16 protein-coding genes and 1 tRNA gene are annotated in these 15,615 nt (G+C 72.9%); 8 read left to right on the forward strand and 9 right to left on the reverse strand.

All coding sequences use genetic code 11. The annotated features are described in order from the left end of the window. Positions 1-114: 114 nt before the first annotated feature. Positions 115-186, forward strand: a tRNA-Val gene (locus tag WA640_RS00335). A 59-nt stretch (positions 187-245) separates the two neighbouring features. Here the strand turns inward: WA640_RS00335 and WA640_RS00340 are convergent. The 3 genes from WA640_RS00340 to WA640_RS00350 form a co-directional block, all read right to left on the reverse strand. After that, positions 246-1,661 (reverse strand): FAD-dependent monooxygenase, encoded by a 1,416-nt coding sequence (locus tag WA640_RS00340; protein WP_335985563.1) that lies wholly within the window; start codon positions 1,659-1,661, stop codon positions 246-248. 216 nt (positions 1,662-1,877) lie between these two features. Further along, the gene (locus WA640_RS00345; protein WP_335985564.1) at positions 1,878-4,610 is read right to left on the reverse strand and encodes a helix-turn-helix transcriptional regulator; all 2,733 of its coding nucleotides are present in this window, start codon (positions 4,608-4,610) and stop codon (positions 1,878-1,880) included. A gap of 41 nt (positions 4,611-4,651) precedes the next feature. Further along, a complete protein-coding gene (locus WA640_RS00350) occupies positions 4,652-5,593 on the reverse strand; it encodes an alpha/beta fold hydrolase (RefSeq protein ID WP_335985565.1) in 942 nt (313 codons plus the stop codon). 87 nt (positions 5,594-5,680) lie between these two features. Between WA640_RS00350 and WA640_RS00355 the strand changes: the two genes are divergently transcribed. After that, positions 5,681-6,244, forward strand: coding sequence for a TetR/AcrR family transcriptional regulator (locus tag WA640_RS00355; protein ID WP_335985566.1), 564 nt, complete (start codon positions 5,681-5,683; stop codon positions 6,242-6,244). 61 nt (positions 6,245-6,305) lie between these two features. On the opposite strand, the gene WA640_RS00360 is transcribed toward WA640_RS00355, so the two are convergent. Then, on the reverse strand, positions 6,306-7,490 hold the full coding sequence (locus WA640_RS00360) for a serine hydrolase domain-containing protein (protein WP_335985567.1): 1,185 nt from the start codon (positions 7,488-7,490) through the stop codon (positions 6,306-6,308). Positions 7,491-7,637: 147 nt separating this feature from the next. Beyond that, positions 7,638-8,093 carry a hypothetical protein gene (locus tag WA640_RS00365; protein WP_335985568.1) on the reverse strand — a complete coding sequence of 152 codons (456 nt, stop codon included), beginning with the start codon at positions 8,091-8,093 and terminating at the stop codon, positions 7,638-7,640. Positions 8,094-8,282: 189 nt separating this feature from the next. On the opposite strand from WA640_RS00365, the gene WA640_RS00370 reads away from it, so the two are divergent. From WA640_RS00370 to WA640_RS00385, 4 genes are all read left to right on the forward strand, one after another. Next, a complete protein-coding gene (locus WA640_RS00370) occupies positions 8,283-8,684 on the forward strand; it encodes a YbaB/EbfC family nucleoid-associated protein (RefSeq protein ID WP_335985569.1) in 402 nt (133 codons plus the stop codon). Between the two features lie 8 nt (positions 8,685-8,692). Beyond that, positions 8,693-9,091, forward strand: coding sequence for a hypothetical protein (locus WA640_RS00375; RefSeq protein ID WP_106362370.1), 399 nt, complete (start codon positions 8,693-8,695; stop codon positions 9,089-9,091). 90 nt (positions 9,092-9,181) lie between these two features. After that, positions 9,182-10,408 (forward strand): hypothetical protein, encoded by a 1,227-nt coding sequence (locus tag WA640_RS00380; protein ID WP_335985570.1) that lies wholly within the window; start codon positions 9,182-9,184, stop codon positions 10,406-10,408. A 208-nt stretch (positions 10,409-10,616) separates the two neighbouring features. Beyond that, positions 10,617-11,117: a DinB family protein gene (locus WA640_RS00385; RefSeq protein WP_335985571.1), complete on the forward strand. Its 501-nt coding sequence runs from the start codon at positions 10,617-10,619 to the stop codon at positions 11,115-11,117. Between the two features lie 41 nt (positions 11,118-11,158). On the opposite strand, the gene WA640_RS00390 is transcribed toward WA640_RS00385, so the two are convergent. From WA640_RS00390 to WA640_RS00405, 4 genes are all read right to left on the reverse strand, one after another. Further along, positions 11,159-11,764, reverse strand: coding sequence for a copper resistance CopC family protein (locus WA640_RS00390; RefSeq protein ID WP_335985572.1), 606 nt, complete (start codon positions 11,762-11,764; stop codon positions 11,159-11,161). Between the two features lie 80 nt (positions 11,765-11,844). Then, positions 11,845-12,378 carry a hypothetical protein gene (locus WA640_RS00395; protein ID WP_335985573.1) on the reverse strand — a complete coding sequence of 178 codons (534 nt, stop codon included), beginning with the start codon at positions 12,376-12,378 and terminating at the stop codon, positions 11,845-11,847. A 126-nt stretch (positions 12,379-12,504) separates the two neighbouring features. Further along, a complete protein-coding gene (locus WA640_RS00400) occupies positions 12,505-12,819 on the reverse strand; it encodes a hypothetical protein (protein WP_106362365.1) in 315 nt (104 codons plus the stop codon). A 416-nt stretch (positions 12,820-13,235) separates the two neighbouring features. Then, on the reverse strand, positions 13,236-13,859 hold the full coding sequence (locus WA640_RS00405; protein ID WP_335985575.1) for a TetR/AcrR family transcriptional regulator: 624 nt from the start codon (positions 13,857-13,859) through the stop codon (positions 13,236-13,238). 127 nt (positions 13,860-13,986) lie between these two features. Between WA640_RS00405 and WA640_RS00410 the strand changes: the two genes are divergently transcribed. Then, positions 13,987-14,619, forward strand: a complete 633-nt coding sequence (locus WA640_RS00410) for an FMN-dependent NADH-azoreductase (RefSeq protein WP_106362363.1) — start codon at positions 13,987-13,989, stop codon at positions 14,617-14,619. Between the two features lie 211 nt (positions 14,620-14,830). Further along, complete coding sequence (locus tag WA640_RS00415; protein WP_335985576.1) at positions 14,831-15,610, forward strand: hypothetical protein; 780 nt, start codon at positions 14,831-14,833, stop codon at positions 15,608-15,610. The last annotated feature ends 5 nt before the right edge of the window (positions 15,611-15,615 follow it).

Below are 15,615 nucleotides of genomic sequence, written 5' to 3' on the forward strand. Positions count from 1 at the left end.
CTGAATTCCGCCTGTGCGGCACCTCTCCCCGCGACCGCGCTTCGACCCGCACTCGCGCCCAAGCCCCCGTTCAGGTACCCTTTCTCAGGCTCGGCGCGCCCCCATCGCGCCCCAGGGTGCTTAGCTCAGCGGTAGAGCACCTCCCTTACAAGGAGGTGGTCACAGGTTCGATCCCTGTAGCACCCACAAACAGACATGCAGGCAGCGGCACCTCCGCGTGCGGGGATGCCGCTGCGGGGAACGGGTCAGGCCTTTCCGGCGTGGGTCTCCAGGTAGGCGCGGATCGCGGCGGGGTCGTCTTCGCCGGCCCAGCCGATGTAGCCGTCGGGCCGGACGACCTTGGCGTCGCCGTCCGGAGCGGCCGAGTCGGCGTCGGCCACGAAGCGGGCCGAGTAGGTCTCGGCGCTGTCGAGGACGACGAAGCGGCCGCCGCGCAGGGCCTCGTAGAGGCGTGAGCCGTCGGCGAGGGCGATGTCGTTGGCGCGGTGGCCCACGAGCTGGTCCTCGCCCTTGTCGTGCGCGTAGTGGAACCCGACGCCTGAGATGACGCCCATGGCCCTGGCCTCGATAGGCTTGATGTGCATGGCGGCGCCGAACGCGAGCCCGCCGATGGCGGCCTTGACCTTCGAGCGCTCGGCGGCGAGGCGGATCATGGTGCCGCTGGACCGCAGCACCATCCTCCCCACGGGGTGGCGCTCGGCGTGGTACGTGTCGAGCAGGGCCGCATCGGCTCCTCTGAGGACGGCCGCGAGTTTCCAGGAGAGGTTCGCCGCGTCCTGGAGGCCCGTGTTCATGCCCTGGCCGCCCGCCGGGGAGTGGCAGTGGGCCGCGTCGCCTGCGAGGAAGACGTTGCCCCGGCGGTACTCGGGGACCTGGCGCTCGTCGGAGTGGAACCGGGAGATCCAGCGCGCATCGTGCATCCCGAAGTCGGAGCCGAAGACCAGTCGGGTGGCCTGCTTGATCTCGTCGAGGTCGATCGGATCCTCATCGGACTTCACATCGGCGGAGTTCCAGGCGAAGATCCGCCAGTACTCGTCGCCGAAAGAGGCGATGAAGCAGAACGCGCCGTTGATGCCGTGGATCGCGGGGCTCTCGGCGGGCGGCTCGGCGAGCTTGACGTCGGCGAGCATGATCGACTTGAGGACGGCCTCGCCCGGGTAGGGCATGCCGATCGCCTCGCGGACGGCGGACTTCACGCCGTCGGCGCCCACCGCGAAGCGGGCCGCGTAGTCCCCGGCCCCGGTGCGGACGGTGACGCCCCCGTCGGTCTGCTCCAGCCCGGTCACCTTGTGGTCGTAGCGGATCGACGCACCCGCCTCCAGCGCCCGCCGCCGCAGGACCTCCTCCACGGTGTACTGCGGGGTCATCAGGAGGTACGGGAAGCGGGTCTCCAGGTCGGAGAGGTTGAGGGTGACCCGGTTGAACAGTCGGATGCCGGGGAGCCGGGCCCCGCCGTACGCGAGGAGCGATTCGGCGAGGCCGCGGGCGTCGAGCTCCTCCATGGTCCTGGCGTGGACGCCGAAGGCGCGGGAGAGGTTCGAGATCTTCTCGCCGCGGGCTTCGAGGACGACGACGTCGACGCCGGCTTCGGCGAGGTCGCCCGCGAGGAGCAGGCCGGTGGGCCCGGCCCCGACGACGATGACTTCGGCTTGCGTTGACATGGGGTGCTCCTTGGTGCGGGAGAGACGGATTCGGTTGCGTACCAGAGGCATCGGCGGCGCAGCCGCTGCAAGGAAGGGCCGCCGGATTCCGAGCCTAGTTGCCGCGCAAGCGGATTCGAAGCGTTCGCGCGGAAGTCAAGTCGACTGGGCCGGTGAACGCCGAGCACAGGGCCGTCCCGGGCGCCGCGGGAGCGGACGGGCCGCGCGCGGGACCGGTCATTCGACTGAAGCGGACGGGCTGCCGGGGGCGAGGCGCCCGAGTTCGGTGCGCGAGGTGATGCCCAGCTTCGGGAACGCCTTGTACAGGTGGTAGGCCACCGTGCGCGGGCTGAGGAACAGCCGGGCGCCGATGTCGCGGTTGGTCGCGCCGGTCACGGCCAGCCGCACCACTTGCAGCTCTTGGGGAGTGAGTGCGGCGAACGGATCGTCCGCGGCGCGTTCGGCGACGGACGCCCCGGCCGCGCGCAGCTCGCCCGCCGCGCGGGCCGACCACGGCGCCGCCCCCAGCCGGTCGAACGCCTCCTTCGCGGCCTCCAACTGGAGCCGCGCCTCGCTCCGCCGCCGGTGGCGGCGGAGCCACTCGCCGTACACCAGCCGGGTCCGCGCCAGGTCGAACGGCTGCTCGTGCCGCAGGTGCAGCTCCAAGGCGCTCTCGTACCAGTGCTCGGCGCGGTCGTCGCCGGCCGCCAGCGCCCGCGCCCGGTGCAGGACGGCGAGCGGGCCGGTCTGCCCGGTCGAGTCCGCCCAGGTCGCGTACCGCTCCAGCAGCGCGTCACCGCGCCGCGGGTCGCCGGTCTTGGCGGCGGCCTCGACGTAGTCGGGCCACGCGTACCGCCACACGAACGCGTGCCGCGAGGGCCCCGCCGCCGCCCGCTCCAGGCGTTCGAGCACGCTCGCGTACCGGCCCGCGCCGAGGTCCAGCATGGCTCCGGCGAACTCGGCCCAGCAGCGGCTCGGCATCCAGGACAGCGAGTCGCCGTACCGCATCGCCTCCGACGACATCGCCGCGTAGGCCGCCTGGTCTCCGGCGATCGCCGAGAGGTACGCGTGCACGCCCGCCAGGTATCCGCGCCACACCGGCTGGTCCAGGTCCGCGGCCAGGTCGATGCCTTCGGCCGCGGTGGCCCGCGCGGCGACGTGGCGGCCGTACAGGGCCTGGGCGATGGCGAGGGTCGTCATCGCCTGGGGGATCCGGCCGAGGCGGCCCTCGGCCCGGCAGTCCTGGAGCAGCGCCGTCGCATCGGCCAGCATCCCGTCCCGGTCGGCACGCACGATCGCGTGCATCGTCATGAGGGTCCGCAGGTCGGAGGGCAACCGGCCGGCCGGGTCGAGTGCGGCGGGGGTGACCGTGTCGCCGTCGTTCAGGATCGTGCAGAAGTCGCCGATGGCCCCCTTGACCGTGCTGCGGGTGAGGCGCCCGCGCGAGAGCAGGGAGACGATGCGGTCGGCGAGCGCCGCCTGCTCGGGGTGGGCGGTGCTGGACCACGAGTAGTACGCGGCCATGCCCAGCAGCGACAGTCCGGTGAGGTCGGCCCCTCTCGACTCGGCCTCGTTCAGCAGGATCCTCGCGGCCTCCAGCTGGCGGCCCGCTTCGAACGACAGCCGCGCCCGCACCTGGGCGAGTTCCGCGGTGACGGCGGCGTCCGAGGTCCCCCGCTGCGCGACGCCGGACGCCAGCTCGACGAGCTCGGCGCCGCGCTCCCGCAGCCCGGCCTCGACGGCGCTGCTCGCGGCGGCGGTGTACCGGCGGGCGGCGTCGGCGGGCGCGGGCGAGAGCACTGCGGCCCTGGCATAGGCGGCGGAGACCGCGGCCTGGCCGCCGCGCTGTCGGGCGCGCTGGGCGAGGCGTTCGAGGTCGGCGGCGACGGCCTCGTCCGATTCGATGGCGACGGCGGCGAGGTGCCAGGCCCGGCGGTCGTCGTCGACCGCGTCGGCCAGTGCCCGGTGCGCGGCGAAGCGGTCGCCGATGTCGCTTGCGAGCAGGACCGCGGTGCGCACCAGGGGATGGCGGAAGACGACCCCGTCGCCGGCGACGCGGACCAGGTCCGCGTGCTCGGCGGGGGCGGCGTCGGCGAGTGCGACGCCGAGCGCGCCCGCGGCGCGGGCGAGCACGTCGAGCGATCCGCGGTCGTCGAGGGCGGCCAGCAGTAGGAAGGCGCGGCTCGCGACGGGCAGGGCGGTGATCCGGTCGCGGAACGCGGCGAGCACCCGGTCGGTCACGGGTTCGGCCGCGCCCGACGGGAACGAATGCGGCGCGAGGGCGCCGGTGCGCTGCTCGGCGGTGAGCATGCGCGGCAGTTCGAGGAGCGCGAGCGGGTTGCCCTGGGCCTCGGCGAGGAGCTGGTCGCGGACGGCGGGCGGGAGCGCTCCGGACCGCTCGGCGAGGAGCCGCGCGGCGGCCGTGTCGTCGAGCCGCGAGAGCCAGAGCTCGGGCAGTCCGTTGGCGGGGAAGTCCTGGCCGGTCCGGGCGGTGAACAGCACGGCGACGGGCTCGGCGTGCAGGCGCCGGGCCGCGAACATGAGGGCGTCGGCCGACTCGCCGTCCATCCACTGCGCATCGTCGATGAGGCAGAGGAGGGGCTGGTGCGAGGACAGCTCCACGAGCAGGTTGAGCGTGGCGAGGCCGACGAGGAAGCGGTCGCCTCGGCTCGCGCCGCCCATGCCGAGCGCGCCGAGCAGCGCCGCGGACTGCTGCGCCGGAAGGGCTTCGGCCCGGTCGAGGACCGGGCGCAGCAGCGAGTGCAGTGCGGCGAACGGCAGCGTCGCCTCCGATTCCACTCCGGTCGCGCGCAGGAGGTGCGCCTGCGCGTTCGCCGCGGCGTAGTCGAGCAGCGCCGACTTGCCGATCCCGGCTTCGCCGCGCACGACGAGGGCGCTGGGACGGCTGTCGAGGACGTCGCGGAGCATCCGGTCGATCACGGCCTGCTCGGTCCGGCGTCCGTGCAGCATGCGGTACCTCCTGGGGGCGGGCGGGCGCTTCTCGGGCGGGGTCACTGCCTGAGGAACGCGGTGAGGAGCGGCAGGGCGGCGTCCGGGCAGTCCTCGTGGACATTGTGACCGCAGCCTTCGAGGACTTCGGCACGCGCACCGGTGATGCGGTCGGCGAGGCCCTGCGCCTGGGTCGCCGGGAGCCACGCGTCCTCTGCGCCCCACAGGATCAGGGTCGGGGCGGTGACGTCGCCGAGGCGGGCGTGGGTCTGGTCGTAGTCGAGGCCGAGGGCGAGGGACACGAACGCGTCGCGCCGCTCGGGCCGGGAGAACCAGGCCCAGCCTTCGTCGATCGTCTCGTCGGTGACGAGGTCCTTGTGGCTGAAGGCGCTGCGGAGGCTGTCGGCGTAGCGGTCCCGCGTGGTGAGGTTCGCGGCGGCCTCGCCGATGACGGGGACCTTGAAGACCTCGGTCTGCCGCGCCCGCTCGGCGTCCAGGCCGGGGGCGTCGAGCAGGACGAGCCGGTCGACCCGGTCCGGGCGGGTCTCGGCGAAGTAGAGGCTCCAGGCGCCGCCCCATGAGTGCCCCGCGAGCGAGGCGCGGTCGAGGCCGACGGCGTCGAGGAACGCCTCGATCGCCGCGGCCATCCCTTCGAGGTCGTAGGCGAAGTCGCCGTCGACGACCTCGGTGTAGCCCTGGCTGGGCATGTCGACCGCGTAGACCGTGTGGCCTGCGGCGAGCGCGGGCACGGTGTCGCGCCAGGAGTGCAGCCACATCGCGCCGCCCGCGACGAGCACGACGGGAGGCCCGTCACCGGTGGCCGTGTAGTGGAACCGGGCCACCGGCGTGTCGACGTACTGCGACCGGATCTCGTCCAGATAGGCGGAGTCGTACGGCGCCGGGCTCGGCTGCCACGCATAGGCGACGAAAGCGGCGGCGGCGAGGAGCAGCGCGAGCGCGGCCGCGGTCGCGGCGGACACGCGGGCGGGCCATTTCCTGGTCATCACGGTCTCCTACATCTGTAGAACTTTTCTCTACAAACATAGAGAGAATTGCGCACGTTGTCGAGACCCCGTGGCAGACTTGCGGCCATGACCACAGACCGGCGCATCCGAATACTGGACACCGCGATCGACGTCATCGCCGAGCACGGTCTGCGCGGCCTCACGCATCGCGCGGTCCAGGAGGCCGCCGACCTGCCGCACGGCTCGGTCACGTACTACTTCAAGACCCGCGACCTCCTCGTCCTCGCCGTCGTCGAGCGCATCATCGAGATCGACCGCGAGCGCGCCCGCCCCGCGATCGCACAGGCGCTCAGGCAGTTGGCCGCCATGAGAGACCGGCCGGATTTCGACGCGATCGCCGCGCTGCTGCGGGGCTGGTGGACCGAGAGCCGCCGGCTGCTCCTGGCGCGGTTCGAACTCGACCTCGCCGGCGCCCGGGACCCCGCGATCCGCGACGCCATGGCCCGCTGCGGCGACGAGTTCCGCGACCTCGCCGAACTCGTCGCCGTCCAGGCCGGATCCCCGGACCCGGCCTTCGACGCCCAGGTCATCGCCGCCCTCGTCGACGGCCTCATGTTCGACTTCGTCACCAGGGGCGACCTGTCGGACGGACACCTCGCAGCCGGCGTGCGCCGCGCCCTCAGCCGCTGACGCCGTCACCGTTACGGCACCCGGGCGTCCCCAGGACGGTTCGCCCCGGGGACTGCTGCTGTCAGTTGCGGCCGCAGAGGGCGTGTTCCATCAGGTCGTTCGTGGCGAGGTTCTGGGCGACGCCCGATTTGAGGGAGTCGCGGAGTTCGGTGGAACTGAAGACGGTAACGGAGTTCGCACCGTCCCCGGTGGCGGCGGCCCGGGTCATGGCGCCGGTGATGTCGCCTCCGGCGACCCAGAGGCCCTCGCCGCAGTCGTCGAACCCGAGGCGGAACACGCCCAGGCCGTACGAGGCGCCGCCGGGCCAGATGAGGTCGTAGCCCTCGCCGGTCACCGGGACGGTCCGCTGCATCTCCGCCATTTGAGCGGGTTCGAGCAGGTCGCCGCCGATGAGGGCGCGCATGAAGCGGTCGACGTCCTCGGTGGTGGAGACCAGGCCGCCGGAGGCGTCGTGGTCGATGTACTCGGTGACGTTCACGAGGTCGCCGCCCGGCTCGAAACGCTGGTAGAGCTCGGCGCGGGGCTCGGGGGTCTTCGCGGTGAACCCGGCCCAGAAGGTGTCCTCCAGGCCGAGGGGCCGCGCGATCCGGTCGTGCACGGCCTTCGCCCAGTGGTGGCCGGTGGCCTCCTCGATGATCATGCCCAGCACGATGTAGCCGGGGTTGGAGTACGACCACTGCTCCCCCGGTTCGCCGACGGGCCCGGCCGCCAGCGCGGCCGCGAGGACCTCTTCGGGATCGGCGATGTCGTAGCGGGTGCGCTGGAAGTGGGCCTCGGTGCCCCAGTCGGGCTCGTCGGCGTAGTCGGGCAGGCCGCCGGTGTGCTGGAGGAGCTGGCGGATCGTGATCTCGCCGCCGTCGATGCCCTCGGCCTGGACGACGCCGGGGAGCCAGTCCTCGGCGGTGTCGTCGAGCGAGAGCGCGCCCTCGCCCGCGAGTTGGAGCACGACGGCGGCGACGAAGGTCTTGGTGACGCTGGCGATCCGCATCAGCCCCTCGTCGTCGACGGCCTCGCCGGTCTCGATGTCGGCGACGCCGCTGACGACGGCGCGGGTGTCGCCGTCGTCGTCGGTGACGCGGGCCTGGACGCCGGTGACGCCGACGTCCACGATGGCGTCGGCGTCCCGCTGGAGCCGGTCCGGGGAGGGGCGCTCTTCGGCGGAGGCCTGCCAGTAGGAGGCGGCGGAGACGGCGGCCGCGACTGCCGCCGCCGTGAACGCGGCCAGGGCGATTCGTTTGCGGTGCATGGTGTTCCCGTTCGAGGTGGTGTGCTCCGGCATCATCGCGATGCCGCGGTCGCCACCATCCTCACGGGAGGGGACGGCCTCCCGCCTCGGTCGCGAGGCGGGACGCCGCGCTGCCGGGTCCGCCGAACGGCCGACTCAGGCGCCGGGTCAGTTCGCGGCGGGCCGGGCCGACCACTGGGCGCGCAGGGCCGCGAACATGGGCTTGCGGGACGGCGACTCGGTGAGGCCGCCGTGGAGCATCGCGGTGATCGCGGCCGTGGCTGCGGCGTTGTCGGCGGCGCTGACGCCCTCGGCGACCATCGAGAGGACCTCGTCGGCCGCGGCGGCCACGAGGTCGGCGTCGCCCTTGCGGGCGGCGCGGGAGAACTCCACCGCGAGGTCCTTGTCCCCGTTGATGTTGCGCGCGGCGCACGTGTGCAGCCGCTGGCCGTAGCCGACGCCTTCGATCCAGCATTCGGCGAGGTAGACGAGCGTGCGGGCCGGAGGGTCCCACCGCAGGTCGCTGCCGATCAGCTCCGACAGGGCCGGGAGCTGGCGCGCTTGGGGGTAGGTCGATTCGAGGAGCGCGTCGGCGTCGGCGTCGGTGAGGTATCGATAGGTCATGGATCAACGGTAGCCCTCCCGGAGGCCGCCGCCGCGTTCCGCCAGGGGTAATCCGCCTCGCCCCGGCGTGCAACGCCGCCGAGATCACGTTCCGGGGCTGCGGGCGGCCGGGCGGCGCGCCCGCGGGCGTTTTCCGATCGAATGACCGGGATACGATGAGCCGGTTTCGTGAACGAGAGGGGAGCGCCCATGGCCGAGGCAGACGACAAGGCGCGGCGACTGGCGGAGGCGCGGGCCGAGCTCGCGCGCGCGGCCGCCGCGCCCGAGGAGGGCCGGGCCGAGCCGGTGACCGTGGAGGCCGCGAAGGGCCGCATCCGGGTGACGCTCGGCGCCGACGGGCGGGTCGCGGAGATCGTCGCGGACCCCAAGGCGTTCAAGGAGGGCACCGACTACATCGCCGAGCACGTGCTCACCGCGGTGAACGAGGCGCTCGGCAAGCGGGCGGCGATGGTCACCGCCGCGGACGCCGTCCCGGACCTGGACGCCATCAACGAGTCCCTGGCCGCCGTGCAGGACGCGGGCGTGCGGCAGCTGCAGGCGTTCAGCGCCTCGATCAGCCAGGTCATGGCGAAGCTCGGCAGGAACGGCTAGGAGGACGCATGTTCGGAGAAGACCAGATCGCGGAGCAGCTCTCGGCGGCGCGCGACACCCTCGCGCAGGGGCCCGGCACCGCGGGCGCGCAGACGGAGCCGATCCTGACCGAGGCCGCCGACGGCCGCATCAAGGTCACGCTGGGGACCGACGGCCGGTTCGAGCAGATCAAGATGACCCTCAGCGCCCTCAAGGACGGGCCCGAGGCGCTCCTGGAGCAGCTCACCCTCGCGCTGAACACCGCGATCGACCTGCGCGGCGAGCAGACCGCCGTGCCCGTGCCGACCGCCGACCTCGGCGAGATGAACGAGCGGGTCGCCCAAATGCAGGACGCCTCGATCCAGCAGTTCAAGGACATGGACGCGTCGGTCCGCGAGCTCATGGCCCGGCTCTACGGGGGCCGCTGAACGAAGACCACCAAGCCGGGCAACCGGGCTGCCGCACGCGCGCGTATTGAGGGGGTCAATTTTCCGGCTCCCATCGAAAGAGCAGCAGTTATGCAGCGCAGTACCACCGCGGGCCTGGTCGGCATCGCGGTCGCCCTGGCGGCCACGGCCGCGTGCAGCGGCGGCGACGGCACGGACGGCCCCGGCGGCGACGAGGGCGGCGGGACCGCGGCCGAGTCGTTCGACGAGGCCCGCCTCGTCGAGATGGTCAACGAGACCCACCGCCTCACCGCCGAGCTCGACGCCGTCGAGCTGCGGCTCATGCAGCGGTGCCTGGAGGACCGGGGCTTCACCGTCCACGACCAGCTCTACTTCGCGCCCCAGCCCGAGCCCGCCGAGACCGAGACCGAGACCCTCTTCGACTACTACCCCTACGACGGCTGGCTCCTGGAGAAGGAGGAGGCCGAGCGGTTCGGCTTCGGCTCCTGGAGCTGGACCGACGAGGGCCGCGAGTCGGACCTGGCCGCCGAGTACGACGAGTACCGCGGTATCGACGCCGCGGACGACGCGCTCGCCGAAGGGAGCCCCGAGGCCGGGGGCACGGGCTTCGAGAACGACGCGTTCGAGGCGCTCTCCCCGCAGGACCAGTACGACTGGTACGTCGCGTTCTACGGCGAGGCCATCGCCGCCGACGAGAACGGGTACCTCATCGGCGAGGACCGGGCCCCGGCCGAAGAGGCCGACGAGGGCGAGATCGACATGGACGAGCAGCCCGACTACGTCGAACCCGAGCCCGGCGGCTGCAAGCGCGAGATGATCGACGCGCTCTACGAGGGCCTCGAACTCGTCGTCGAAGGCGGCGAGGGCGAGGAATACTCGGCCGCGTACTGGCACTACCGGCCCGCCACCCCCACCGAGGACTTCGCCGCGATGGCCGAGGTGAAGACGCGGTACCGCGAGCGGATCGCGGGCGCCGAAGGCGACCTCGTCGACTGCCTCGCCGAGCGCGGCCGCCCCGGGTGGGCCTTCGACGAGGAGGGCTCGCTGCCGATCAGCGACTACCTCTACGAGCTGTACACCGGCGAGGCCGACGTCCACGACCACCCCGACCTGCCCGACGACGCGCCCGCCGACTACGAGGGCAAGCTCGCGTTCGAGATCGCGCTCGCCGTCGACGTCGCCGAATGCGGCGACGAGACCGGGTTCCGCGAGACCGCCCACCAGGCACACGAGGACACCCAGGCCGACTACTACCTGTCCATCGAGACCGAGACCTACGCCTGGCAGGACCAGATCCGCGGCATCCTCGCCCACGCACAGGAACTCCTCGAAGCCTGACCGGCCGCCCCCGGGCCCGCCCCGGGGGCCCGGCGCCGCATCCTCAAGGCGGTCCCGGACGACCCGCTAGACTCGAACTGAACCGCAAGCGACGGAAGGGAGGTGGAAACGGTGTCGAATCCGAGCGAACCGGTGTCCCCCTCCCGCGGCGTGCGCTGACGCGGCGGCTCCACGGGCGGGGCGGCACCCGCGAATCTGGAGTATCCGCATGAAACGCCAACAGGCGCAATCGCAACCGATCGACGAACGCACCGCTTTGAACGAGCGGCTGCGCTGGCAGCGCCAGACCGTCCGCAAGAAGGCCGAAGGGCTCGCCGAAGCCGAAGCCCACCGGCCCTACCTTCCCTCACCGCTCATGACCGTGGCGGGGCTCGTCTCCCACCTGCGGTGGAACGAACACGCCTGGTTCGAGGTCTGCCTCCTCGGCGAGCCCGACCGCGGCCCGTGGAGCGACGACGACCCCGACGCGGAGATGCGCGTCGACGGCGTGCCGCTCGCGCAATTGCTCGACGAGTACGACGAGCAGTGCGCCCGCTCGGTCGCCATCGCCGACGCGCTGCCGCTCGACGCGCTCGAACGGAACGCGCCGCCCGAGGGCGAGCCGTGCTCGCTGCGGTGGATCCTGCTGCACATGATCGAAGAGACCGCCCGCCACAACGGGCACATCGACATCATGCGGGAGTTCGCCGACGGCGTGACCGGGGAGTAGTCGGCAAGGGCGGCACGCCTTCCGGCGTGCCGCCCGTTCGGCTACTCGGCGGCCTTGCGGCGGCGGTTCACCAGGACCGCGATGCCGATCGCGACGGCCAGCAGCACCAGGAGCGCCCCGGCGATGATCGCGGCGCTGTTGCCGGAGTCCTCTTCGGCGGCGGCGGCCTCGGAGGTGGACTCGGTCTCGGCAGGCGCGGATGCCGCAGTGGTCTCGGCGGCGGTGCTCGTCTCGGTCTCGACCGGGTTGAGCGACAGCTCGGCCGGGATCTCGGCCACGGTGAAGCTGACGGCGCCGTCGATGCGGTGGCCGTCCTCGGAGATGACCCGGTACGCGACCGTGTACTCCCCCGGCTCGGCGTACAGCATCGGCTGCGTGAACGTGTCGCCCTCGAAGACCGGGTCCCCGGCGTCGATGACGGCGCCGTCGGGGCCGGTCACGGCGATCTCGGTGGAGGGCCCGTCGAGGTTCTCGGAGAACGTGGCGCTCACCGAGGCGGGCGCGGTGTCGAGGACGGCGCCGTCCTCGGGGTCGGTGCCGACCAGGCCCGCGTGGGCGGAGGCCGGGGCGGCGAAGGCCAGCGCGAGGGCGAGCCCGGACGCGGCGGTGAGCATGGTGCGCAAGGTGTTGCGGCGGATGGCGGTCATGGTGGTGTGCCTCAAGGGTCTCGGAGCGTCCACCCGCCGGGGCGGCGGGTGCGGTCGGCGGAGTCGCGGGCGGCCGGGGCCTATCCCGCGAGCGCTCCGAGCGGGGGTCCGCGCAGCGGTGCGACCGCGGTGAAGCGGCGGGCCTTGGGACGCGGGGCGGTGTGCGCGGGCGCGGTGCGCGCGGGCGCGACCGGGGCGGCGGCGAGCAGGAGGGCGAGCGCCGGGGCGGCGAAGAGGGTGAGGAGGTCGGCGAGCGCGGCGAGGGCGGCGTCGCCGCGGGCGAGCCACAGGGCGGTGGCGGCGGCGGCGAGGAGGTGGACGCCGGTCATCGTGAGGCCGGGGTCGAGGTGGGCGAGGTGCCCGGAGGCGAGGGTGAACCACGTGTGCAGGACCGCTTGGGCCGCAATGCAGGCGGCGAGGAGGCCGAGGGGTCCGCGCTGGCGCTTCCCGAGCGGGACGGCGGCGGCGGTGACGGCCGCGACGGCGGCGGCGAGGTGGAGCGGGTCGAAGCGGTGGCCGCCCGCGGCGAAGTGGAGCGCGGCGGTGACGCCGGTGCAGGCGACGGCGAAGACGAGGGCGCGGAACCCCCGGATCAACGGCCTGCCGACATGCACCGAGCGATTCTCGCACAACTCCTCGGTCGCGACACGGTGCGACCGCCTCCTGTGAACGGGTCCGCCGGCCGGCTGCAGCGCCCCTCCTCGGGGTGCTCCCTCCCCAGCCGGTCCGGCGGTTCTCCGTCAGGAAGCGGTCGGCGCGCCGACCTTGGCCGCCGTCACCACGGGCGGGTCGAGCGCGGGTTCGGCGCTGTGGCTCTCGCGCCACCAGCGCACCAGGTTGCGGATGTAGATGACTTGGAGTCCGATGACGAGCGGGGCGAGGCCCCAGACGTCCCAGACCACGATGAAGGCGATCCACGGGATGCCGCCGAGCACGCCGAGGAGCCAGCCGAGGTTGTTCTTGTTTCCGGCGAGCCAGTAGGCGATGAGCTGGTTCGCGCTGAGCAGGATGGCGACCGCTTGTCTCACGAAGTCGCCGTCGAAATCGAGTGCCACGTCTAGACCTCCTGGGTCCAGCAGGTCATGCCACCGGCGGGTGCCGCGGCGGTGGAGGGCGCCGGCGGTCCGGCGAGGGTCCGACCGGGTGTACCGGCGGAGGTGTTGGTGTCGGCCGGTCGGTGGACCGGCTCCGGCGGGGGAAGGTTGGCGGGGACCATGATCGAATCTTATGGAGGATTCCGGAAAGTGAGTGTCGCGTTACTCACTACGGGTGATGTCGGATCATGGACGCAATGCGTTCCGGGCATTTCGGGAGGGGCTTCGCTCCTGCCGCACGGGGCCGCTCGGGCCGCTGCCGTGACGTGCAGTCCTCCAACATGTGTTGTCGGAATGCGCAAGCAATGTGGATCAGCGTAGTCCCCCGGGCCCGGAAAAGCGAGACCGCGCGGCGGTTAATTCGGTCTGCGCGGCGGTTATTCCGGGCCGGCGCGGAAGAGGCGTTCGACGAGGTCCTGCCAGGCGTCGGCGAGGCGCATCGCGCCGCCGTCGCGGGCGTCGGTGAGGGCCTGCGGGGAGGCCATGTAGAGCAGGAGCGGGCCTTCGAGGGCCGCGGAGAGCTGGAGGGCGAGGCCCTCGATGTCGCGCACGCCGAGGTCGGCCCGGCCCAGGAGCATCCGGATGTGGAGGCGGGTCATGTCGACCTCGACGGCGGGCGTGGCGACGTCGCGGTCCATGGCGGCGCGGGCGACGGCGAGGTTGTCGGTGAGGAAGCCGATGCGCACGCGGCCGTAGGCGATGAGGCGCTCGGCGGGGCCGGCGCCGGGGCCGAGCGGCGGGGGGCCGGAGAGCACGAGCTCCTGGAAGCGGCGGGCCTCCTCTTCGAGGAGGGCCTTGAAGATCCCTGCGCGGGAGCCGAAGCGGCGGAAGACCGTGCCCTTGCCGAGTCCGGCGCGCTCGGCGAGTGCGTCCATCGTCACATGCTCGGCGCCGCACTCTTCGAGCATCTCGCGCGCGACCGCCAAGAGCCGCAGGCGGTTGCGCTTGGCGTCGGCGCGCTCGGCGCGCGGCCTGCCCAGAGGTACGACGGGTCGGTCCACGGGATCACTCTACCGGCCGGAAATATAAACGGGGTAAAGTCCGTTTAGTTGGCGAGGGGCCCGACGGCGTGCCCCTCCCGAACCGACCGCGCCGCCCGTGACGGCGCCGCTGCAAGGAGCCATCCGCATGAACCTATTCCGCCTGGACGCCAGCATCCTGCCCGGGACGTCCACCAGCGCCGAGATCGCCGACCTCGCCGAGGCCGAGTGGACCGCCGCCCACCCCGGCGGCACCGTCGTCCGCCGCCACCTCGGCACCGACCCGCTGCCCGCCGACGCGTGGGCGAACGCCACCATCGGCTCGCACACGCCCGAGGAGCACCGCGAGGCCGCGCACGTCGAGGCCCTGGGCCTCGCCGCGCAGCTCGCCGAGGAGCTCCAGTCCGCGGACGCGGCGATCCTCGCCGTGCCGCTGTACAACTACGGCGTCTCGCAGCACTTCAAGACCTGGACCGACCTGGTCATCTCCGGCGCCGGGCCGACCACGCCGGTGCTCAAGGGCACGCCCACGGTTCTCGTCACTTCGCTCGGCGGCGGCTACGGCCCCGGCGCGCCCCGCGAGGGCTGGGACCACTCCACGCCGTACCTCCAGCGCGTCCTCGGCGACATCTGGGGCGCGGACCTGACGATCGTCAAGCGCGAGCTCACCCTCGCCGCGACGACCCCGGGCATGGAGGCGCTCCGCGACCTCGCCGCGGAGCAGCACCGGCAGGCCCTGGACGCCGGCCGCGAGGCCGGGCGCGCGCTCGCCGGGATCTGAACGGGGCACCGATACGAGGGCCCGGCGGTGATCGTCCCGCCGGGCCCTTCCGCGTCCCCAACCGCCGCAACGGGTCCGGCTCGCTGAATCGGTCCACTGTGGTTGAACGGAGCATGAACTGCCACAAGGGATCTGCGGCGCTTCGCGTGGCATCTGCGGTTTATCCTCTTAGCAGCCCCCTCGCGATGCCTGACAGGGACGGAGACCCCCCTTGACTGACACCGGACCCCCGCCGCCGACACACACCAGCGCCGACGGCGGCGTCACCGTCGTCGACGGCAACGGCGCCCCCGTCGTCCGCCTGACGGTCGAGGCCCTGCGCCTGCCCGCCCGCGAGCTCGCCGAACTCGTCACCTGGACCGCCCGCGAAGCGGCCGACGCCGTCAGGGCCGCCGAGGCCCACGAGTCCCGCTCGGCCGCCGACGCCCTCGCCGAGCTCAAGAACCTCCGCGACGGGCTCCGCCAGGAGGGCCTCCAGGCCGTCATCGACCGCAAGCGGGCCGAGTACGGCGCCGACGAGGACGAGCTGCCGCCCGACGACCCGAGGTCCATGGCCCGCATGGGACTCGCCGACCAGATCCCCACCGCGGGCCTCGACGCCGCGATCCGGATCCTGGAGCGGTTCCAGCCCCGCCCCGGCACCCCCGCCGAGCTCGTGCCGGTCACCGGGCGCGCCACCGGCCCCGACGAGACCGTCACCGTCGAGTCCACCGGCGAGTACCCGATCGCGGGCGTCCTCCTCGGCATCCACGCCCGCGAGCTGGGGCCCGAGGCGCTCGGCAAGGAGATCTCCGAGACCGCCGCGAAGGCCATCGCGGACCTGAAGGAGCGCCAGCGCGCCCAGGTCGACGGCCTCGGCCTGCCGCTGACGATGGAGCAGGTCGACGGCCTGCCCGGGGAGATGGACGCGTACGGGGACAAGGTGCGCGGCCAGTACGAGTACCTGCGGCGCCAGCACGACGAGATCATCCGCCGACTGCACGGGAAATGAGGACG

The sequence above is a fragment of the Glycomyces sp. MUSA5-2 genome, assembly GCF_037034145.1.
GTDB lineage: Bacteria > Actinomycetota > Actinomycetes > Mycobacteriales > Micromonosporaceae > Glycomyces > Glycomyces artemisiae.